Raw genomic sequence first — 21410 nt, forward strand, 5'->3', positions numbered from 1 at the left:
GTGTTCTCTGATTGTGATCTAGCTATTAGTTTGAAACTAAATTTCGTAACTCGCTAGAAAGATTGATGAGCAACACTATATATTTAGAGGCAGAAAATATAGTGACATAAGTGGTTACATTTTTTCAGGGTGCTAACATTTAAGGCTACGGGGGTGTGCCGTTAGAGCCCAATAATTCTTATAACTTTTCAGGAGCATAAACATGTTTAATAACCTTTTTGCCAACCTGCAAAAAGTTGGTAAAGCTCTGATGCTACCAGTATCGGTCTTACCAGTTGCAGGTATTTTACTAGGTGTCGGTGCTGCCGACCTAGGCTTCATTCCAGAAATCGTTTCTAACCTAATGGAACAAGCTGGTGGCTCAGTATTCGGTCAAATGGCGCTGCTATTTGCTGTGGGTGTTGCACTTGGCTTTACAAACAACGACGGTGTAGCAGGTCTTGCTGCTATCGTTGGTTACGGCATCATGACTGCAACACTAGGCGTTATGGCTGGTGTTATGGGCGTTGAAAAAATCGACACTGGTGTACTAGGTGGTATCCTTGTCGGTGGTGTTGCTGCTTGGGCATTCAACCGTTTCTTCAAGATTCAACTTCCAGAATACCTTGGTTTCTTCGCTGGTAAGCGTGCTGTGCCAATCATTACTGGTTTCGCGGCTATTGGTCTTGGTATCCTTCTTTCTGTCGTATGGCCACCAATTGGCGGCGCGATTGCATCTTTCTCTGATTGGGCTGCTCACCAGAACCCACAAGTTGCATTCGGTATCTACGGTATCGTTGAGCGTTCTCTAATCCCATTCGGTCTGCACCACGTGTGGAACGTACCATTCTTCTTTGAAGCAGGTACTTGTGTTAACGCTGCTGGCGAAACTCAAAACGGCGTACTTACTTGTTACCTAGTTGCTGATGAAGCATCTCGTGCTGCTGGTAATGGCTTCGGTCAACTAGCGGGTGGCTACATGTTCAAGATGTTCGGTCTACCGGCTGCTGCTATCGCTATCGCTCACTCTGCTAAGCCAGAAAACCGTGCGAAAGTAATGGGTATCATGGCATCTGCTGCACTGACTTCATTCCTAACAGGTATCACTGAGCCAATCGAATTCTCATTCCTATTCGTTGCTCCGCTGCTATACGGTATCCACGCTCTACTTGCTGGTTCTGCATACATTGTTGCAAACACTCTAGGTTTTGTACACGGCACTTCATTCTCACACGGTCTAATCGACTTCCTAGTTCTGTCTGGTAACGCACAGAAGATGGGTCTAATGATTGCTGTTGGTCTAGTTTACGCTGCAATCTACTACGTGGTATTCCGCGCAGTTATTAAGGCAATGGACCTTAAGACTCCTGGTCGTGAAGATGAATCTGAAGAAGCAGTTGCTACTTCTGGTTCAGACATGGCAGGTGAGCTTGTTGCAGCATTCGGCGGCAAAGCTAACATCACTGGTCTAGACGCATGTATCACCCGTCTACGTGTTGCAGTTGCTGATACAGAAGCTGTAAATCAAGACAAACTAAAACAGCTAGGCGCAGCAGGCGTAGTGGTTGTTGCAGGTGGTGTTCAGGCTATCTTCGGTACTAAGTCTGACAACCTGAAAACTGAAATGGATGAGTGGATCCGTAACCACGGTTAATTCCCACTGACTCATCAAGTTTAACAAAGGAGGCTTCGGCCTCCTTTTTGTTTTTGAAGCAGGGACGGGCTGCGCTTCGCTTCGAGAATCGAGATCGGACTTCTTCCTCCGAGAGGTGATTATTGGTGTCTTATCTCAAGTTGTTGACACTCGCTGTTCCTGGAAGGCAAAATCATCTCTCATCTCTCATCTCTCATCTCTCATCTCTCATCTCTCATCTCTCATCTCTCATCTCTCATCTCTCATCTCTCATCTCGCATCCCACCTTCTGTCTTTATCCTCACCTTTCTCTGACATCTTTGCCCCACAAACTCGGACAATCGCACACTGTTTTATTTTGTACTAGATGGCATGGATATGAAAAAATATGGAATCTCCACTGTGGTTGGCGTATTGGCAATGGCGGGCAGTGTTTCAGTGGTCGCCGAAGAACCTAAATCGACAGATCTATCTGTTGGAATGGCATTAGATCAAGGGCTGAGTGTGGTGGTCGAGCTTGATAATCAGTACCGCTTTATTGTTGGCAATGATGGCGGCGCTTTTGATTACATTCTAAAACGTGGCTCATTTGAAGCGAATACCCCAGTGACTTGGTACGTCGGTGCTGGTGCATGGAGTGAGTGGGAAGGTAAAGAGTTTGGTGCCCGCCTCCCTTTAGGGCTTAATTGGAATTTGAGCAAAAGCTGGAATATGTATGGTCAAATACACCCAGAGCTTAACCTATACGGTGGCCCCGAGCTGCAAATTGGTGGTGCAATCGGCGTTAAGTACTCTTTCTAGTTGCCATCATTTTCCTCAGAAAGCTCTTGCGTTAGATGAGATTAGTTAAAATGGATAGTCAATCCTAAGTTGGCCGAAAACTGATTCATCCAATCAGTTTTAAACTTGATGATGCAAGAGTTGTCACCTGTCGTCGGCAAGTTACACACACCGCTTGTGTCGTTGTCGACGACCGTTCCCAACCAGCGGAGCTGAGTATTGATTGCAACAGTATCGGAAAAGTTGTACTCAAAGCCACCAAAAATACTAGCCGAGAACCCTAGTTCTTTGTTGACCCAGTCTGCATCTACGTAAGAGCCGCCAAGCCCTATGCCTAAGTAAGAAGAGATCTTATCTTCAATTGGATAGTAAACGCTGCTTTGAAAGTGTAGGTAGTGAATAGTGGTACTTACGTTGACTGTTTCGACATCTGTGTTTTGAGTGGCATAGAACAGACCTAATCGCCCGGTGTCGAAATCTGTTTCAATAGAGAGCGCGAAACCTTCCGAACCCTTTAAATCAAGCTCTTGTTGATTTTGATCCTCAACGCTTCCCCCCACGGTGTAACCAACCCAAGGGGAGATATACATCTCTGCATTCGCGACTAAACTCATCGTAGATAAAACTAACGTTAACGGTATCAGTGCTGGAGCGTTCATTCTTTATCCTTAATTCGATAACCATATGCTACTAATTGTGATGCTAACGCCATAATTCCGCACGAAAATTAGGTAATAATTGAAGATACCTCACAAGGATGTTATTACTTTGTTACACAATAAGGAGGTGTCTATGGAACACAATCTAAAATACGCCCTAGTGATTACGGCTGTTGTCTTCGCTGTTTTACTAGGTTTTGGTATTACCGCGATTACTACTGCGTAGCCTATCAATGAAGAATTGCGGTGTTATTACCAACGCTGCTGTACAACTTGATGCTCAACGATTGAAAAAGTACACCGGCGGTAAAAATGCATTGGTTGCTCAAGGGGGTGGCCAAAGAGGGATTTTTACTTCTGGTGTTATTGATGCTTTCCTCCTGTCTAATTTTGACCCATTCCACGCTTTCTATGGCACGTCAGCAGGTGCCCTCAATTTATGCGCATTTCTGTGTCGGCAAAGAGGAATAGGGCAATCGTTTATTCTCGATCTTACGACTGACCCTGAGTTCTTCCATCTTTTCCGTTATATTCGACACAATAAATACATGGGTCTAGATTGGGCGCTAGACAAAATATGTGATTACCCTTACCGCCTAGATATAGATATGGGTCGTAAAGTACTGGGCAAGCGCCAGGCGTTTGCGGCCGTAACCGATACCAGCAGGCTGTTCGATCACTACCTTCCGATGCTACAAGACGACTGGAGGAAAGTGCTGATTGCCACCTGCGCGATCCCTCGTTTGTATAATCAACCTGTTCAGTTTTCACATGGAGAATATGTCGATGGCGGTGTCTCTGCCTCTATTCCTGTTCAGGAAGCGTGGCGCAAGGAAGCTCGCTGTATCGTTGTCATCCGCACTGAAGGAGAAGATCTGACAACAGATACCGAAGAAGTCGATCAAGAGCCCCCCGTCGAATGGCTACGAGATTCATTCAACGTGATCCAAGACCACTGGCAAGAAAAGTTAACTCGATGGAAGCAAGACTGGAGTGTGTTTTTTAATGAACAAGTGCAGAAATCTCGGCAAGAGAAAACGGATAAAATGCATCTAGAAGTCCTCAATGGTGGGCGTTGGTTGTTTGGTGCCGATGATATTTATCGCTTAAGCCATTTGTTAGGGGATAAATTTGATTCGGGTTTAGCCGACATGCTGATGGTGCACTACCAGACGTATTCTTTGACTCAAGACTTTTTACATTCTCCTCCTGATGATTGTTTTATTTTACAGATTAAGCCAGACCAACCGCTGCGTTCGAATTCTTTGATGAGTGAAAGACAAGATCTGCTTCATGACTATCAAGTTGGGCTTGATGCGGGTTTCCAGTTTGTTGAGACGTTCTCTAAGTGTATTGATAAACCTACTTTTGCCCTAAAATGCTGAAAGGAGCACAAGGCTCCCTTCAGTGAAATGCCAATCGACGACTATGCGGCGAGTATTCGCATGCAGTTGGTTGAACCGACCACATCCATAACGTCACCTTGGGTAATGATAACCAAGTCACCATCGTCGAGAAGGCCTCTTTGTTTTAATGTTGCTACGGCCGCTTCAGCGGTTTCTAAGCCAATATCCGACTTATCATCAAAGAAGACAGGGAAAACCCCTCTGTAAAGCGCTGAGAGGTTCAGAGTGCTTTCATTACGTGATAAAGCAAAGATAGGTAAGCCTGAACTCAAACGAGACATCATCAACGCGGTACGGCCTGATTCGGTTAAAGTCACAATCCCTTTAACTCCGCGCATATGGTTGGCAGCAAACATTGTCGACATCGCGATGGTTTCTTCTCCGGTTTCAAATACTGAGTCCATTCGGTATCCAGAGCGGTTAACCGCAGACATCTTTTCCGCCCCTAAACAGACTTCAGCCATTGAGCGAACCGTTTCTAATGGATACTTACCTGCGGCTGTTTCACCGGACAGCATTACTGCGTCTGTACCGTCTAATACTGCATTCGCCACATCCATGACTTCCGCACGGGTTGGCATTGGATTCTCCATCATCGATTCCATCATTTGCGTTGCGGTAATGACGGTTCGATTAAGGGCTCGCGCACGACGAATCAGTTGTTTTTGCACCCCGATTAATTCAGGGTCTCCAATCTCTACCCCTAAGTCGCCACGTGCTACCATTACCGCATCAGAGGCGAGAATAATGTCATCGATGTTTTCTTCACTCTCTACGGTTTCAGCGCGCTCGACTTTTGCCACTAAGCGTGTTTGCAGACCAGCATCTGTTGCAAGCCTGCGCGCGTATTTCATGTCTTCGCCGTTACGGGGGAAAGAGACTGCAAGATAGTCAACCTTGATTTCAGCGGCTAGTTTAATGTCATTTTTGTCTTTGTCGGTGAGTGCTTCTGCCGATAACCCGCCGCCTTTCTTGTTGATGCCCTTATTGTTCGATAGAGGGCCACCGATAGTGACTTTTGTCCGAACCTGAGACTCAGTAACTGCAACTACTTGTAGCTGAACTCGGCCATCATCAAGCAATAAGATATCGCCTGTCGAAACGTCATTGGGCAACTCTTTGTAGTCAAGCCCGACAGCGTCTTTGTTTCCTTGCCCAGCTTCCAATTTGTTATCTAGGGTGAATATGTCGCCTATATTGAGCTGGACTTTGCCGTCTTTGAAGGTTGAGACACGAATTTTTGGGCCCTGCAAATCACCGAGTATGGCTATGTGGGTGCCTAGCTTAGCAGCTATGTTGCGCACTCTGGTCGCCCGTTCTCTGTGATCATCCGCGCTACCATGTGAGAAATTCATTCTTACTACATTGACGCCCGCTTCGAGAATTGCTTCGAGCACGCCGGGTATATCGGTAGAAGGTCCAAGAGTAGAGACAATTTTTGTTCTTCTTTGGATTGAGGTCATTCGGAGCTCCTTGATTGATGTTGCCACCGTCAAATTTAGGCGGCACCTATGCTTTGTTTCCATTCTTAAGTGCACTAGGCTCGATATAAGTATATACAGGCATGGCATCTGTGCTGTTATTTAAGATGACATTCTTATGTACGGCTGTGAAAAGGTGATGGAAGACATATTTATTTATGCAAAAAAATACGATTAGTTTTGTGATAATTTGTTCGCTATATGATTAGGTACACAAACAAACATGTTTATACGTGACCCTTGTCACGGCAATCCATCAAAGCTCTTCACAATTACTTCGCAAAGTAAAAAAATTACCAGGTTGTTGATATTTGGAGTACTCCATGTACATGGCTCAACCTGGCCATATTGATCATATCAAGCAGGTCAATGCTGGCCGTGTATATAAACTCATTGATCAAAAAGGCCCAATTTCTCGTATCGATCTCTCGAAACAGAGTGAACTTGCCCCTGCAAGTATTACCAAAATTACTCGAGAGTTGATTGAAGCACACCTCATTCATGAAACCACTGTTCAGGAAGCAACCAGTCGTGGCCGCCCTGCAGTTGGGCTGCAAGTGAACAATGAAGGGTGGCAGTTTCTATCTATGCGTCTTGGACGCGGATATCTAACGATTGCACTGCACGAACTTGGTGGTGACGTACTGATTGATACCAAAATTGATATCCATGAAGTCGACCAAGATGATGTGCTCGCGCGCCTTTTGCACGAAATAGATGAGTTTTTTCAGACCTATTCTGAGCAACTTGACCGTGTTACCAGTATTGCCATCACTTTACCCGGTCTAGTGAATTCTGAGAATGGTGTGGTACTACAAATGCCTCACTACAATGTTGAGAACCTACCACTAGGGCCTGAAATCTATAAAGCGACTGGCCTTCCAGTTTTTATTGCCAACGATACACGGGCATGGGCACTAGCTGAGCGTCTGTTTGGTCATTCGCAAGAAAACGAAAACTCAGTACTTATCTCTATTCACCACGGCTTAGGTGCAGGGATTATCCTTGATGGACGTGTACTTCAAGGTCGTCATGGTAACATCGGTGAACTGGGTCATATCCAAATAGATCCCAACGGTAAGCGCTGTCATTGTGGTAATCTAGGCTGCCTTGAAACCGTAGCTAGCTCACAAGCAATTCGTAATGAGGTGTCTGAGCGAATCGCTAAAGGTGAGAAATCCTCTCTTGCTGATATTGAAGAGATTTCAGTGGAAGATATCTGTGAGGCCGCGGCTAACAGCGATCCTTTAGCTGTCGATGTTATCGAAAAATTAGGACGCTACTTAGGCTCTGCTATCGCGATTGTGATCAATTTATTTAATCCTGAGAAGGTTTTAATTGGTGGGGTAATCAATCAAGCAAAAGATGTGCTTTATCCAGCGATTCAAACCTGTATCGAAGAGCAATGTCTACCTGTTTATCATCGTGACTTAGAGCTGGTTGAGTCGCGCTTCTATAAACAAGCTACCATGCCTGGTGCTGCATTAATCAAGCAAGCTTTGTACGATGGTCTTCTGCTGATGAAAGTTATTGAAGGATGATGTTTTCTGAGCAGTTGCTCTCCTTTATCTTTTAAATAAACCCATATAATCTTTGAATGATATGTGGGTTTATTTTTGTCTTAGTCTTGCTATAGACTACTTTTGTTATATATACATTTGTTGGGAAGCAGTATGTCTGGAGTATTAAATACCGTCGATCAGCGAACTAACCTTGTTGGTGAAAACCGCTTGGAGCTGTTGTTGTTTAGTTTGAATAGCCGACAGATCTTCGCCATCAATGTATTTAAAGTACGTGAAGTGATTAAAGTGCCACCACTGACTAAAATGCCAGGATCGCATCACCATATTACAGGGGTCGCATCGTTACGCGGGGTTTCTGTTCCTGTGATTGACCTGCGGGCGGCTATTGGTTTCCCTCCGTCTCGCCTTGAAGATCAAGAAGAGAATCTAATCATTACCGAGTACAACCGCACCATTCAAGGTTTTTTGGTTGGCCAAGTGCGCAACATTGTGAATACTGCTTGGACGGAGATTCAGCCTCCACCTAAAACGGCTGGGCGTGCAAATTACTTAACAGCGATTACTCATGTAAAGGATGGTAAAGAGACTGCGATCGTTGAGATTATTGATGTTGAAAAGGTGTTGGCGCAAATCATCGATTACGATATTTCGATTTCTGAAGGGGTGTTAGATCACGATTTAGTTAACGAAATGGTCGGGCGTAATGTCTTGATTGTAGATGACTCCTCGACGGCACGCACTCAGGTTAAAGGTACGCTTTCACAGCTCGGTCTCAATATTATAGAGTGTCGCGATGGGCTTGAAGCGTTGAATCTTCTAAAGTCATGGAGTGACGAAGGTAAGAATGTGGTTGAAGAACTGCTACTAATGATTACGGATGCAGAGATGCCTGAGATGGATGGTTATAAGCTAACCCATGAAGTTCGCTCTGACCCAAGAATGAAAGATTTATACATTACGCTTAATACTTCTCTCAGCGGTAGCTTTAATGAAGCTATGGTAGAAAAGGTCGGCTGTGATCGTTTTATTTCTAAATTCCAACCCGATTTGTTGGTTGAAGTCGCTCAAGATCGCTTAAGAGATATAGTATCTAAATAGCATTCAGCACGGACGGTGCTCTGTCAAAATGGATATAAAAGGGAGTCTTCACTCTCTTGTGGCTTTTATCGAGTTAGTGAAATTCGTGCGATTTACTTCTGAGCCCTTGTAGTTTATCTGTCATATCAATCAGTCTACCAGCTATCACATGATGGACATCACCTTCTTTTTCCAAGATGCCTTTTACCTGTAGAATCTTCGCTGTCAGGTAGGCTTGTTTCTGTGCCCGCGCAGTCGCTTTCCAAACCACGACATTAATATTTCCAGTATCGTCTTCTAGAGTGAAAAAGGTTACGCCAGCAGCGGTTCCCGGTGCTTGTTTTCCTGTCACAATACCAGTCACCGTTACCAGTGATTGATGTTCTTTTTCGGCTAAGTCTCTCATTCGGGTAAATCGCCCTAGCTCACCTGCGTTATCAAGTAAGGTTATTGGATGTTTAGCGAGCGACAATCCGGTGGCAGCGTAATCTTCAACTAGGGTTTGGCTCTCTGAGGGCGTAGCAATCACTTGGCTTTCTGGTTCTTCAATATTTTGAAACAAAGGCAAATCAGAGAGTGAGTCCATCATTGCCCAGCGAGTTTGATAGCGGTTGTGGCTTAGGGTATACATCGCATTGGCAGAAGCGAGAAGCTCAATATCTCGCTTGGATAAGCCGATATGTTTGATTTGCCCTGAATGAGTAAATTGCCCTTTGTCTCTGGCATTTAGGATCTGCTCGGCGCTTTGTTGGCTGAGTCCTTTCACTTGCCTTAAACCCAATCGGATAGCTAGTTTGCCTTGGTGGTGGGTGACTTGGTGGTCATACATGGAAGCATTAACGCAAACAGGCAACACGATGACCTTGTGTCGCCGCGCATCCTGTACAAGCTGTGAAGCGCTATAAAAGCCCATCGGCAGGCTATTGAGCAGTGAAGTGTAAAAAGCTTCAGGGTAATAGTGTTTCAACCAGGCAGAGCAATAAGCGAGCACGGCAAAGGAAGCTGAGTGACTTTCTGGAAAGCCATATTCACCAAAGCCTAAGATTTGGTCAAAGATACGCTCGGCAAACTCCAATTGATAGCCACGGCTGAGCATACCTTCTACCAGCTTGGTTTTGAATTTGACTAGGTCGCCACTCTTTTTCCAAGCCGCCATTGCTCGGCGCAGCTGATCTGCCTCACCGCCACTAAAACCGGCAGCAACCATGGCAATCTTGATCACTTGTTCTTGGAAAATAGGTACGCCAAGGGTGCGCTCTAGTACGGCACGAACCTCTTCGGAAGGGTAATCGACGGCTTCTTCTCCATTTCTCCGTTTCAGAAATGGGTGCACCATATCCCCTTGAATGGGGCCGGGACGAACAATGGCGATTTGAATCACTAAGTCATAGTAAGTGGCGGGTTTTAAGCGTGGCAACATGCTCATCTGTGCCCGAGACTCAATTTGAAACACTCCCACGGTATCCGCCCGCTGGATCATCTTATACACCTGCTCATCATCTTGGCGGCGAGTAATTTCGGCAATGGTCAAAGTTTGCTTATGCAGGCGTTCGACCAAATCAAAGCACTTACGAATGGCCGTAAGCATACCTAAAGCCAGCACATCCACTTTGAGTAGTTTGAGGGATTCAAGGTCGTCTTTATCCCACTGAATAACAGTGCGATCTGGCATAGAGGCATTCTCGACCGGCACTAGTTCATACAGAGGACCAGCGGCAATAATAAAGCCACCGACATGCTGTGATAGGTGACGTGGAAAGCCGAGAATCTCGTTGACCAAATTGATGAACTGCTCCCCTTTGAGAGAGTCAGGTTGTAGCCCGAGTTCGACGATTTGAGCTTGCCAGCCGAGTGCACGGTCACGGCGATTAACATTTTTAATAAAGTAATCGAGCTGGCTTTCTTCAATGCCTAGCGCTTTACCCACATCTCGCACTGCACTTTTAAAGCGATAAGAAATCACGGTCGCGGCTAAAGCAGCACGCTCTCGGCCATATTTCTGATAGATGTACTGGATAACTTCTTCGCGTCGTTCATGTTCGAAATCAACATCAATATCGGGTGGCTCATCGCGTTCGGCGCTGATAAATCGCTCGAATAGCACCGAAATTTGTCTAGGGTCTACAGAGGTGATTTCAAGGCAATAACACACCACGGAGTTGGCCGCAGAACCGCGCCCTTGGTAGAGGATTCGGCGACGTTTAGCGAACATCACGATGTCGTGGATGGTGAGAAAATAAAACGGATAATTAAGCTCATCAATCAGTTTAAGCTCTTTGTCTATTGTTGCTTGAATATCGCTTGGAACGCCTTTAGGAAAGCGCAGCTTTTTCCCATACTCAACCAAGTCGATGAGATAACCCATTGGTGTGTAGCCATCGGGAACCAACTCACTAGGGTATTCGTATTGTAGATCGCCTAAGCTAAATTCGCAGCGCTCGGCGATTTTTACGCTCTCTTGCAGCCATTCAGGTTTAAATAACTTGGCGAGTTTTTCCTGACTACGCAGGCTTCTTTCCGTATTGGTTAGTCGCTGTTCGCCTAATTCATTGACACTGCACCCAGACTGAATAGCACTCAGCGTGTGTTGTAGAGGCAAACGGGTCGCAGTATGCATGAGTACACCGCCACAGGCGCTAATCGGTAGCTGTATCTCTTGGGCAAGTTGCTCGCAGTGCTCAAGGTATTGCTTATCGTCAGATTTTAAGTGGCGCTGAATACCTAGCCAAAGTCGATGTTTATGATGCTGAGCAAGCCAGTTTCCCCATTTATGGTCACTGGATTTATGACTGGGTAACCAGAGAATGAGGCAGCGCTTGGCGGACATTAAGTCCCATTCGGAAAGTTGGTAACTGCCTTTTTCGGAACGCCTTCTCGCATTGGTGATAATACGGCAGAGCTCAGCGTAAGCCTCTCGGTTTGGGCACAACAACACGATCTGACACTCTTGGCTAAGCCAGAACATACTGCCAACAATAAGCTCAATATTAAGCTCATGCTTCTTACTTGCCGTGTAGGCACGTACCACGCCTGCAACCGAGCATTCATCAGTGATCGCTAAGGAGTGATAACGCAGAAAATCTGCTTGCAAGATCAGCTCTTCAGCGTGTGAGGCGCCAGTGAGAAAAGAGAAGTTACTTTGACAAAAAAGTTCAGCGTAAGACATCACATGCGCTCCGGACTAACAAAACAATCCATGGACGAACCAGTGCTTGTCTTGATTACGAAATACCCATAACCAACGCCCTTGGTCACTACGAGCGACAAAGTAATCGCGAGTCATATCATCACCGTCCCACCAGCCTGTCACGAAGCGTTCAGGGCCTTGAATAATAGAGACTTTCTCCTGTAAAGGTTCTGGCGCGGGCAAAAGGATATTAGGTCGTAATCTTTGACTTTCCACCTTGGTCGGAATGGGAAGGGTAGGGTCACAGAGAAAGGTGGCTTTTTCTGGGCGAGGATCGTGGCAGTGAGCCACCTTACGTACCTTGTCTTTACCTAGTTTTGCTTGCAATAGGCCAATCAGTTCTAACTCAGTCTGTTCACCTTGGAAGCCTTTAAAAAGGTCGGCGCTGGTGGATTCAAGCTCGCCGCTGCGAATTAAGCGCAGTGTCAGCCCTTGGACGGGGGCATCGAGCTTTAAAGATTCCATCGTTAGCTGGCACAATATCATCCAACGCGCAGCGAGGTAATCACCACTGGCTGAGTAAAAGCGTACGGAAGCATCGTCTTTGTCTCTTTGATGTAAGACCAGCTCCAACTCATAGCCGACTTGGTTACGTAGAGTCAGAAAATACTCAAGCTTGTTGAGCAGCTTAGTGAGAGGTTTCTCTAACCACTGAATATTCTCAATATCGAACAACAATTCTTGATAGTTTTCGAAATGCTCTGGTGGGTGATAGAAATCGATAGGATGCTTAAACTGTCCCATCAATTTGCCCACATAGTTGACCAAATCAATATCAAAGCGGCGAGCGAGCTCTTTGATTGGGATATCGAGCAAATCGGTGAGTGTCGTGATGCCAACCCGTTGGAGCTTTTCCACCGTCTTGTGATCAAGCTCGGTTGCAGTAAGAGGAAAAGGCTTGATGACCTTGATGAGTTGTTCTTTCTCTAGAGTCAGTAGGGCAGTACTGGCTTTTCCTAAGGCGATAGCCGAGAAAGGAGAAAAGCCGCTCGAATAAGAGTAGCTGAGTTGTAGTTGCGTTAAGTGCTGTGAAACGCGCTGCCAATAGGGTTCTAGCCCACCATAGAGTGACAACATATTGGTGGCTTTGAGTAACACGCCTTGCGGTGGCAACAGACAAATATCTGAGGTGACCATATATAGCCACTGGGCAATATCAAGCAGAGTTTGCTGCTCAACCTTTTGATCATAAGGGTGAACTTGAAGCTGGTGACACATCGCACTTGCACTACCTAAACCCATGCCAGTTTGTACTCCTTGCTGACGGGCAATCTCATTACACTGAACGATCTTAAAGCGCTTAGACTCAACAATCGCCAGTGGCAAGGATGCCTGTTCTGAGAAAAGTGCATCAAGTTGTAGAGTTGGAAAGTGTAGGTAGATCCAGCTTTGCATAACTACCCTTGCTGACGAATTGGGAAAGGAATAACCACTGGCGGTTTAGGCTGCAAAGTTAGGTTTGGCCAGGCTGCACTCATATCAATCACAAAGCTGCCTTGAGGCCAACCACCTTTACGCTTGGTGATTGTCACCTCTACGCCTAAAGCGTGCGGAAGGAGTGTCATACTTAAACTGACAGGCAGTGAAAACAGACTTTTTTTGGCGGTTTTAAAGATAAAATGCAAACAGTTTCCATGTTCACTAGCAACCTGTAGTCGTCTTGCTTGATGGACTTCTAATTCGGGGTGCCAGAGTAATACATTGCTGCATGCGCCGCTGCGTAAACATTGTTCGGCAGCCCAAAGAGCCTCTTTATCATTTTGTGGGTAGATAAGTAGGATTTTATTGTTATCTAAACCTTCATTATTAAGCTGCTCAGCACACAGGTAACCAGGAGGTTGAATGAAGACAGATAACCTCTCTTGGCTAGTGTTTTTAAGGTGTGGCAAAAGTAGGCGTAATTCACCAATACTAGATGCACCTTGTAGCTCGACAACTCCATGTTTAGGAAAGCCGCCTTCAAGCTTTTGATCCAACAGTTCATGCCCAGTCGGGTAGTAGTCTCTGTTGTCAGGTGTTTGAGAACCTGACCAAAGCCATTGTTTTTGCTTAAGATGTTCGATTAATTCATACATAACAAAATACCTGTATATACATACAGTATAAATTATTATGAATTATCGGCAAGGGGATGAAAGATCGAATGGATAAAAAAACGCCTTGTGTTTACACATAAAAACACAAGGCGTTGAATTTTATTGGGGTTTGTAAGATCTATTTTTTCGGCTGAGCATCGATACATTCGCCATTAACGGCTTTACCTTCTGGTGCCATCAGGTAGAGATACAGTGGCATAATATCCTGTGGTGTTTTGAGCAAGTCTGCATCTTCAGCAGGGTAAGCTTTAGCACGCATGCCTGTACGAGTCGCACCAGGGTTAATCGCATTCACGCGGATCGTGGTATCGCTAAGCTCATCAGCAAGGATCTGCATCATACCTTCAGTGGCAAATTTCGACATAGCATAAGTGCCCCAGAAGGCACGACCACTGTGACCAACCGTTGATGAAGTAAAGACAATACGCGCGTCTTCTGATTTATGCAGTAGAGGCAGTAATGCTTGAGTCATCAAGAACTGAGCCTTGACGTTGACCTGCATAATATCGTCGTAAGTGTCTTCACCGATTTGGTCGAATGGGCTAATCACACCAAGTAGGCTTGCGTTGTGTAAAACGCCATCTAAGCGACCACATTGACCTTCAATGGTATCAACCATATCAAGGTAGTTTTGCTTAGTCGCGCCTTTCATATCAAGTGGGATGATTGCTGGCTGAGGGTATCCCGCCGCTTCAATTTCGTCGTAAGTCTGTTCCAGTTTTTTCACTGTACGACCAAGTAAAATCACTGTTGCACCGTGCTCAGCATAAGAGAGAGCAGCTTGCTTACCAATGCCAGCACCTGCGCCAGTCACCAGTATGACTTTACCTTTCAAGGCATCTGAAGAAACAGCATATTCCACGATGTGTATCCTTTTGTAATGATTTTCTTTATGATTCCGTAAGATGGTGGTTACAATACACTAATTCGCACAATAGAGGATGCTCACATTGGAATTTTTGTTGGACTATGGGCTTTTTTTGGCCAAGATTGTGACTGTAGTAGTCGCGATTGTAGCGATTTTAGTGATTGCCAAAGCCGTTGGTGGCAAAAGCGGTGGCTCGAAAGGGGAGTTGGAAATTACTAACTTAACGGATCAGCACAAAAATACCGTTGAGCAGCTAGAGCACCACCTGCATGACGAAGCGTTCATTAAAGCGCGCGACAAAGCAGAGAAGAAACAAGAGAAAGAGAAACACAAATCTCGCGAGAAAGAGATCAAGAAAGCCTCAAAAGAGGGCGATCTTGATAGTAAACGTGAACCTCACCTGTTTGTTCTCGACTTTAAAGGCAGTATTGATGCTAAAGAGGTCGCTTCATTACGTGAAGAGGTGACGGCAATCTTAGCCGTTGCCCGTGAAGGTGATGAAGTGCTACTGCGCTTAGAGTCTGGTGGTGGCATGGTGCATGGTTATGGCCTGGCTTCATCACAGTTAGATCGCATTAAAGCAGCCAATCTGCCCTTGACCATTGCGGTAGATAAAGTCGCGGCAAGTGGTGGCTATATGATGGCATGTATTGCGGACAAGATTGTGTCAGCACCCTTTGCCATCGTTGGCTCTATCGGTGTGATTGCCCAGCTACCCAACTTCAATAAAGTGCTGAAAAAGTATGATATTGAGTATGAGCAGCTTACAGCGGGTGAATACAAGCGTACTTTAACTATGTTTGGTGAGAACACGGACAAAGCGCGTGAGAAGTTTAAACAAGAGCTAGAAGAAACACATGGCCTGTTTAAAGACTTTATTCGTGAGCGCCGCCCTGACCTTGAACTGGATAAAGTGGCAACAGGTGAACACTGGTTTGGTACGCAAGCTCACGACCTAGGTTTGGTTGATGAGATCAAAACTTCAGACGATCTTGTAGTTGAAGCATGTAAAGATAAAACCGTACTTGCGATTCACTATGTAGAGAAAAAGAAACTGACCTCAAAGCTTGCTGGATTAGCAGGTGAAGCGGCAGATAATGTATTAATGAAGCTGATTGATCGCGGCCAACGCCCTATCGTCTAATTCGCTGCATATCTAATACTAGAGCGCCCACCTATTTTGGTGGGCGCTTTTGTATCTGCTTAAGATAACTCTTACTTAATATATGAGTCGAGAACCTTGAGCACGATTTCCATATCTGTTTCGCGTTGATCTTTCTCTTCTTCGAGCACGACATGCTCAATTAAATGCCCTTTAATCACTTCCCGCATTAAACCATTTACGGCACCACGAATAGCTGCGATCTGCTGCAAAACATCCTGACATTCATGCTCTTCATCTAGCATCTTTTTTAGACCATTGACTTGACCTTGGATCTTACTCACTCGGGCTTTAAGCTTTTTCTGATCTTTTACTGTGTGTGACATGGCATATCTTCTTTACGTGTTAGGCGGAAAGATTCTAACCGATAATGTAGCATCTAAATTATACTGGGGGGTAGTATTATGTACTGGGGGGGAGTATGATTTCAGCCAGATCGAAACAACAATAGAGAACAGCAATGGATTTTGTAGCACTTTTACAACAAGGTAACGGCTGGTTTTTTATCCCAAGTGCAATCTTACTTGGTGCTTTACATGGCTTAGAGCCCGGGCATTCGAAAACCATGATGGCAGCGTTTATCGTTGCGGTGAAAGGGACGGTCAAACAGGCAGTGATGCTTGGGCTAGCAGCAACACTTTCTCATACCGCTGTAGTCTGGCTAATCGCTGTTGGTGGTATGTACATCAGCCAGAAGTTTACCGCTGAAGCTGCTGAGCCTTGGATGCAGCTCATATCAGGTGTCATCATCGTTGCAACCGGGTTATGGATGTTCTGGAGAACATGGAGTGGAGAGCGCGCATGGCATAGTGCTCACCATCACTCACAGGATTGGAAAACTCAGGTGGTTGATACTGGACATGGTCATGTGGCGCTATCGATTGTCGAAGAAGGGATTGACCAGAGATTTCAGTTGAAAACGCTAAGCAGTAAGCCGTTGAAGGCTGAAAGCGTAAAATTGGTGCCATCTGGTGTGGAGCAGCAAGCTATTGATGCCTATGAATTTGTAGAGCGTGATGGCTACCTAGAATCGACCTCATCTCTGACACAACGGGATGATGTGAAGGTCAAGCTAATGATTGGACATCACGATCACACCCATGACTTTGATGTGCACTTTCACTCTAACTCGGATTTGAACAATGGAGAGAAAGAGTATCAAGATACCCATGAACGCGCTCATGCAATGGATATTCAAAAACGTTTTGCAGACAGAGAGGTGACTAACGGACAAATACTTCTGTTTGGTCTAACTGGTGGATTAATTCCATGCCCTGCAGCGGTCACCGTTCTCTTGATCTGTTTGCAACTAAAGGCCATGACATTAGGCGCGACCTTAGTGGTGTCATTCAGCATTGGCCTAGCGCTGACTCTAGTTGCAGTCGGTGTGGTTGCGGCTATCGGCGTACACAAGGCGACATCTAAATGGAGTGGTTTGAATGATATTGCTCGTCGAGCTCCTTATCTATCAGGCGTTTTAATTAGTGCGGTGGGGTTGTATATGGGTATGCATGGCTACACCTCGCTCATGAACTAAGTGCAGAGATTTTTTGCATGAAATGTGTGCTTTACCTAAATGAAAGCTGGCTGTGAGTACTTAGTCACATGAGGCCCCACAGACAATGTGGGGCAAATGATCGGTCTTATTGGTTTACTAGTTCAACTGCTTCACGTGTGAGCTTGGCAAGCTCATCCCATCGACCTTCAGCGATAAGCTTTTTATCAACCATCCAAGTCCCACCACATGCTAAGACGCGAGGAACAGCGAGATAATCTTTGATGTTGGAAGGGTTGATGCCACCTGTCGGCATAATATGAACGTCCCCGTAAGGAGCAAGCAGTGCTTTAACCATATTGATACCACCTGATGCTTCAGCAGGGAAAAACTTTAATGTAGTTAAGCCCATTTCGAGAGCGGTTTCAATAGTACTTGGATTGTTGACGCCAGGTACGATATCAATACCGATCTCTTGGCATGCGCGAACGGTATTTGGGTTAAAGCCCGGCGAGACAATAAAGGTAGCGCCGGCTTGTTGTGCTACCAGTGCTTGCTCTTTATTTAACACTGTGCCTGCGCCAATTAACATCTCAGGTTGCGCTTCTCTTAGTAATCGAATTGCGTCAACCGCTGCATCGGAACGAAAGGTAATTTCAGCTGCTGGTAAGCCGTTTTCAACTAACACCTTACCTAAAGGCAAAATATCCTCCGCGTTATCGACAGCGATGACTGGAATGACTTTGAGTGCTTTTAGCTGCTCGTTTAAGTTAGACATTGTTTTTTCCTATCTAAAGTTTTGCTTTGCGGTATTCGTATGTGATTTAGAAATGATAGCGCCTTTATGCTGAATCACTTCTCCGGCAAGTTGATTGCCATTCGTGAGTTGGTAATATGGCTAAGCGAACGAACATTCTAGTTAAAGCGAAAGATAAGACGAAGACACCACATACACCAATAACCAACTCTAGCTGTATTTGGTTGCTATATCTAGAGCCGATGAAAGTGACGTGGGAGTTATGAAGAACCAGTTCTATATAACAAGCCCCACATTGAGTGGGGCTGGCATATATGTCGCTACTGAGCTTTTGACTGTGAGCCGCTAGGCTTACGATTTGCAGATTTACGGCGTTGTTGGTTGTTGCCACCTGCATTACCAGCTTTGGGTTTTCCACCCGAAGGTTTACGTTTAGCCTGACCACCATTACCTTTATCATCACCATTTGGTTTACTATGACCAAAGTGACGTTTGTTCTTACTTGCTGGCTTATTGCCACGCGAATTATCGCCAGAACGTTGGCCATCGACGTGGTCGACTTTTGGTTTTTTCGGCTTCTTAGGTTTCTTTGGCTTAATAGGGCGCGTATCAAGCTTAGATTCAGGTAGTTCATTAACTGGCTTGTAACCTTCGAGTTCTATACGAGGAAGCACTTGCTGGATTAGGCGCTCAATACCAAATAGGTCAAAGGCTTCATCTGCTTCAACCAGAGAGATGGCCTTACCCACTTCACCAGCGCGGCCAGTACGGCCAATACGGTGCACATAGTCTTCAGAGACATTAGGCAGTTCGTAGTTTACCACTTGCGGAAGCTGAGGAATATCAATACCGCGCGCGGCAATATCGGTGGCAACTAACACACGAACATCACCTGATTTAAAATCGGCCAATGCACGAGTACGTGCACCTTGGCTTTTGTTACCATGAATAGGCGCGGCAGTAATGCCTTCTTTGTTAAGGAAGAAAGCTAAGCGGTTTGCACCATGCTTTGTTCGACAGAAAACCAGCGTTTGTTGCCAGTTACCATCTTTGATGAGTTTGGCTAGCATTGGTGCTTTCTTACGCTTGTCAGCAGGGTAGATGCTTTGCTCGATCGTAACTGCGGTTGAGTTTTCAGGGCTCACAGACACTTCGACCGGGTCATTGACTAACCCTTTCGCTAGTTGGCGAATTTCTGCTGAAAAGGTTGCCGAGAACAACAAGTTTTGACGCTTAGCCGGCAGTAAATCAAGAATCTTACGGATGTCGCGGATAAAGCCCATATCTAGCATGCGGTCGGCTTCATCTAGTACGAGTACTTCTAACTGGTCAAACTTAACCGCATTTTGTTGGTATAGATCAAGCAAGCGTCCAGGCGTCGCGACCAACACATCACAACCTTTACGCAGCTTCATCATTTGTGGGTTCACTTTAACCCCACCAAAGACGACCTGAGAGGTAAGGCGTTGGTGGCGACTGTATTTAAATACGTTCTCCTGAACCTGAGCGGCAAGCTCACGTGTTGGTGTTAATACCAAAGCGCGAATATGATTGCCTTTTACGCGTTGACCATTGTCTAGGCGCTCAAGAATTGGCAGAGTGAAGCCTGCGGTTTTACCTGTACCCGTCTGCGCTGCTGCCATGACATCTTTACCTGCTAATACTGCAGGAATTGCTTGCTCCTGAATTGGAGACGGTGTGTCATAGCCTTGTTCTTCAATAGCTTTGAGGATTGGGGCAGAAAGGCCTAAAGAGGTAAAACCCATATACTGTTCTCTGTGTAAAGTGGCTCTCGGCAAATTAATTCGACGAGAAAAAGGGCGCCATTCTGCGCCCTTTAGCTTGTAACATCAACTTAATTATTTATTTGTTAGCCACTGACGGCGAGTGAAAAAATATAAGGCGGCAAAGATAAAACCAGAAAGCATACCAAATAGATGTGATTCTACTGCAACACGGGCGTTGATTAATTCGCTAGTGGAGCTTGAAGCGCCCATGGTCAATTCCCAGATGACTTTAGCCATCACGCCAACCACCAACAGCCAACTACTCTTTCTGCCATTCAAGGTTTCTTGTAGGGCAAAGTAAGCAAATAAACCGTGTAAGACACCTGAAAGACCGACATAGCCTTTCATACTACTGAGAAAATTAAGAACCCCAACGGCAAGGCCAATGAAAACTTGACACACAAGAAGTAACCTGGGAGTTGGCTTAAATATGTAGCTTATCACCCACAGTCCTGCTAGGTTCATTCCTAAGTGGGCGAAGTTGGTATGAGTGAAATTTCCTGTTAGGATTCGCCACCACTGACCTTCAAGAATAAAGTTGCGGTGCCAATTGACTTGCGATGCTAAAGGTTCGAATTGAAGGCCTAGACAAACTAAGCTGATAGCGATTAACAGAAATAATAAGCGCACACTATGTCCCGATACTGTTCTCAATGTGGAAAATCACTCAAAGCTTGTATTTGTGAGTGGATACAAAGCCTAACATCGAATGTTGAGTTGGTCATCCTACAACATCACAGTGAAAGCAATAGGCCGATGGGCACAGCGAGAATATTAAAGTTGTCATTGGCAAACAGCCATTGTTTTGCAGGAGAAGATTTTTCTACTCATGATGAGTTGAACAGGTTGCTCAGTGACAGCAGTTACCACCACTTTGTGCTTTATCCAGGTGAAGGTTCTCTCAGCCATAGCGAAGTCGCCGTAAAGTTATCGGCTCAGCAAAAGGTGCGCGTGATCCTATTAGATGGAACTTGGAAGAAAGCTTATAAAATGTGGCAATTATCAACCAACTTGCACCGTTTGCCGCTTATACACTTACCTGATGACTTACAAGGCAACTACCGCATTCGTAAAGCGCCGAGCGATAACAGCCTCTCGACGGTTGAGGCCGGCTACCATATTTTAACTCTACTCGAACCTCACCGAGATTTCTCAGCGTTGATTGATACGTTTAATCAAATGGTTGAGTTCCAAATTAAACAAATGCCACCGGGTGTATTTGAAAAGAACTACCGCCCGTAACGCAAAGGTACACGAGGAATATGCGGCAAAGTCAAATTTAGCAACTAAACTTGATCCAAGTGCGATGTTGTTAATCAGTGCTTTAGAATCAAAACCATTAATTTGACGTACAGATAATCAATGGGATTGGTACAACCAAGTACAATGCCGCGCAATCGTTTAGCTTTTGGTTAGGCGATGCTTCGTATAATCCCGCAGATAGGGTGCGGGAGTCTCTACCTGAAACCGAAAATTTCAGATTACGAAGAGTTAAGTGCACGGCGCTTTTCTCTTTGTAT

At 45.4% G+C, this 21410-nt stretch carries 19 protein-coding genes and 1 riboswitch; of the genes, 9 read left to right on the plus strand and 10 right to left on the minus strand.

The window, feature by feature from the left end; genetic code table 11:
• The first annotated feature begins 202 nt into the window (after positions 1 to 202).
• Complete coding sequence (ptsG, locus tag ZX61_RS05455) at positions 203 to 1633, plus strand: PTS glucose transporter subunit IIBC (RefSeq protein WP_049843690.1); 1431 nt, start codon at positions 203 to 205, stop codon at positions 1631 to 1633.
• A gap of 357 nt (positions 1634 to 1990) precedes the next feature.
• Positions 1991 to 2413, plus strand: coding sequence for a hypothetical protein (locus tag ZX61_RS05460; RefSeq protein ID WP_049843691.1), 423 nt, complete (start codon positions 1991 to 1993; stop codon positions 2411 to 2413).
• 41 nt (positions 2414 to 2454) lie between these two features.
• On the opposite strand, the gene ZX61_RS05465 is transcribed toward ZX61_RS05460, so the two are convergent.
• Entirely contained in the window at positions 2455 to 3051 is a 597-nt protein-coding gene (locus tag ZX61_RS05465; RefSeq protein ID WP_049843692.1) for an outer membrane beta-barrel protein, read from the minus strand.
• A gap of 133 nt (positions 3052 to 3184) precedes the next feature.
• On the opposite strand from ZX61_RS05465, the gene cydH reads away from it, so the two are divergent.
• Both cydH and ZX61_RS05470 read left to right on the plus strand, forming a co-directional pair.
• On the plus strand, positions 3185 to 3277 hold the full coding sequence (gene cydH, locus ZX61_RS23940) for a cytochrome bd-I oxidase subunit CydH (protein WP_150114958.1): 93 nt from the start codon (positions 3185 to 3187) through the stop codon (positions 3275 to 3277).
• Between the two features lie 7 nt (positions 3278 to 3284).
• The gene (locus tag ZX61_RS05470; RefSeq protein ID WP_049843693.1) at positions 3285 to 4436 is read left to right on the plus strand and encodes a patatin-like phospholipase family protein; all 1152 of its coding nucleotides are present in this window, start codon (positions 3285 to 3287) and stop codon (positions 4434 to 4436) included.
• Between the two features lie 41 nt (positions 4437 to 4477).
• On the opposite strand, the gene pyk is transcribed toward ZX61_RS05470, so the two are convergent.
• Positions 4478 to 5920, minus strand: coding sequence for a pyruvate kinase (gene pyk, locus ZX61_RS05475; protein ID WP_049843694.1), 1443 nt, complete (start codon positions 5918 to 5920; stop codon positions 4478 to 4480).
• A 341-nt stretch (positions 5921 to 6261) separates the two neighbouring features.
• Between pyk and mlc the strand changes: the two genes are divergently transcribed.
• The gene (mlc, locus tag ZX61_RS05480) at positions 6262 to 7479 is read left to right on the plus strand and encodes a sugar metabolism global transcriptional regulator Mlc (RefSeq protein WP_049843695.1); all 1218 of its coding nucleotides are present in this window, start codon (positions 6262 to 6264) and stop codon (positions 7477 to 7479) included.
• Between the two features lie 132 nt (positions 7480 to 7611).
• Positions 7612 to 8559: a chemotaxis protein CheV gene (locus ZX61_RS05485; protein ID WP_049843696.1), complete on the plus strand. Its 948-nt coding sequence runs from the start codon at positions 7612 to 7614 to the stop codon at positions 8557 to 8559.
• Between the two features lie 73 nt (positions 8560 to 8632).
• Here ZX61_RS05485 and ZX61_RS05490 read toward each other — a convergent pair whose 3' ends face one another.
• From ZX61_RS05490 to ZX61_RS05505, 4 genes are all read right to left on the minus strand, one after another.
• A complete protein-coding gene (locus ZX61_RS05490; RefSeq protein WP_049843697.1) occupies positions 8633 to 11704 on the minus strand; it encodes an error-prone DNA polymerase in 3072 nt (1023 codons plus the stop codon).
• Positions 11705 to 11719: 15 nt separating this feature from the next.
• Positions 11720 to 13120 carry a Y-family DNA polymerase gene (locus tag ZX61_RS05495; RefSeq protein WP_049843698.1) on the minus strand — a complete coding sequence of 467 codons (1401 nt, stop codon included), beginning with the start codon at positions 13118 to 13120 and terminating at the stop codon, positions 11720 to 11722.
• A 2-nt stretch (positions 13121 to 13122) separates the two neighbouring features.
• Complete coding sequence (gene imuA / locus ZX61_RS05500) at positions 13123 to 13800, minus strand: translesion DNA synthesis-associated protein ImuA (protein ID WP_049843699.1); 678 nt, start codon at positions 13798 to 13800, stop codon at positions 13123 to 13125.
• Positions 13801 to 13939: 139 nt separating this feature from the next.
• Positions 13940 to 14683 (minus strand): YciK family oxidoreductase, encoded by a 744-nt coding sequence (locus ZX61_RS05505; protein ID WP_004746632.1) that lies wholly within the window; start codon positions 14681 to 14683, stop codon positions 13940 to 13942.
• 88 nt (positions 14684 to 14771) lie between these two features.
• On the opposite strand from ZX61_RS05505, the gene sohB reads away from it, so the two are divergent.
• The gene (gene sohB / locus ZX61_RS05510; RefSeq protein ID WP_082173391.1) at positions 14772 to 15833 is read left to right on the plus strand and encodes a protease SohB; all 1062 of its coding nucleotides are present in this window, start codon (positions 14772 to 14774) and stop codon (positions 15831 to 15833) included.
• Between the two features lie 71 nt (positions 15834 to 15904).
• Here the strand turns inward: sohB and rcnR are convergent, their stop codons facing one another.
• Positions 15905 to 16177: a Ni(II)/Co(II)-binding transcriptional repressor RcnR gene (gene rcnR / locus ZX61_RS05515; protein ID WP_049843701.1), complete on the minus strand. Its 273-nt coding sequence runs from the start codon at positions 16175 to 16177 to the stop codon at positions 15905 to 15907.
• A gap of 134 nt (positions 16178 to 16311) precedes the next feature.
• Here rcnR and ZX61_RS05520 point away from each other — a divergent pair, with 134 nt between their 5' ends.
• A complete protein-coding gene (locus ZX61_RS05520) occupies positions 16312 to 17388 on the plus strand; it encodes a nickel/cobalt efflux protein RcnA (protein WP_049843702.1) in 1077 nt (358 codons plus the stop codon).
• Between the two features lie 106 nt (positions 17389 to 17494).
• Here the strand turns inward: ZX61_RS05520 and ZX61_RS05525 are convergent, their stop codons facing one another.
• The 3 genes from ZX61_RS05525 to rrtA all read right to left on the minus strand — a co-directional run bounded on the left by ZX61_RS05525 (position 17495) and on the right by rrtA (position 20520).
• On the minus strand, positions 17495 to 18124 hold the full coding sequence (locus tag ZX61_RS05525) for a bifunctional 4-hydroxy-2-oxoglutarate aldolase/2-dehydro-3-deoxy-phosphogluconate aldolase (protein ID WP_049843703.1): 630 nt from the start codon (positions 18122 to 18124) through the stop codon (positions 17495 to 17497).
• A gap of 299 nt (positions 18125 to 18423) precedes the next feature.
• On the minus strand, positions 18424 to 19869 hold the full coding sequence (locus ZX61_RS05530) for a DEAD/DEAH box helicase (RefSeq protein ID WP_049843704.1): 1446 nt from the start codon (positions 19867 to 19869) through the stop codon (positions 18424 to 18426).
• A gap of 93 nt (positions 19870 to 19962) precedes the next feature.
• A complete protein-coding gene (rrtA, locus tag ZX61_RS05535) occupies positions 19963 to 20520 on the minus strand; it encodes a rhombosortase (RefSeq protein WP_049843705.1) in 558 nt (185 codons plus the stop codon).
• A 3-nt stretch (positions 20521 to 20523) separates the two neighbouring features.
• On the opposite strand from rrtA, the gene ZX61_RS05540 reads away from it, so the two are divergent.
• On the plus strand, positions 20524 to 21132 hold the full coding sequence (locus ZX61_RS05540) for a tRNA-uridine aminocarboxypropyltransferase (protein ID WP_049843706.1): 609 nt from the start codon (positions 20524 to 20526) through the stop codon (positions 21130 to 21132).
• A gap of 162 nt (positions 21133 to 21294) precedes the next feature.
• Positions 21295 to 21394: riboswitch (purine riboswitch) on the plus strand.
• Positions 21395 to 21410: the final 16 nt, after the last annotated feature.

The organism is Vibrio sp. VPAP30 (assembly GCF_001188205.1).
Taxonomy (GTDB): Bacteria; Pseudomonadota; Gammaproteobacteria; order Enterobacterales; family Vibrionaceae; genus Vibrio; species Vibrio bivalvicida.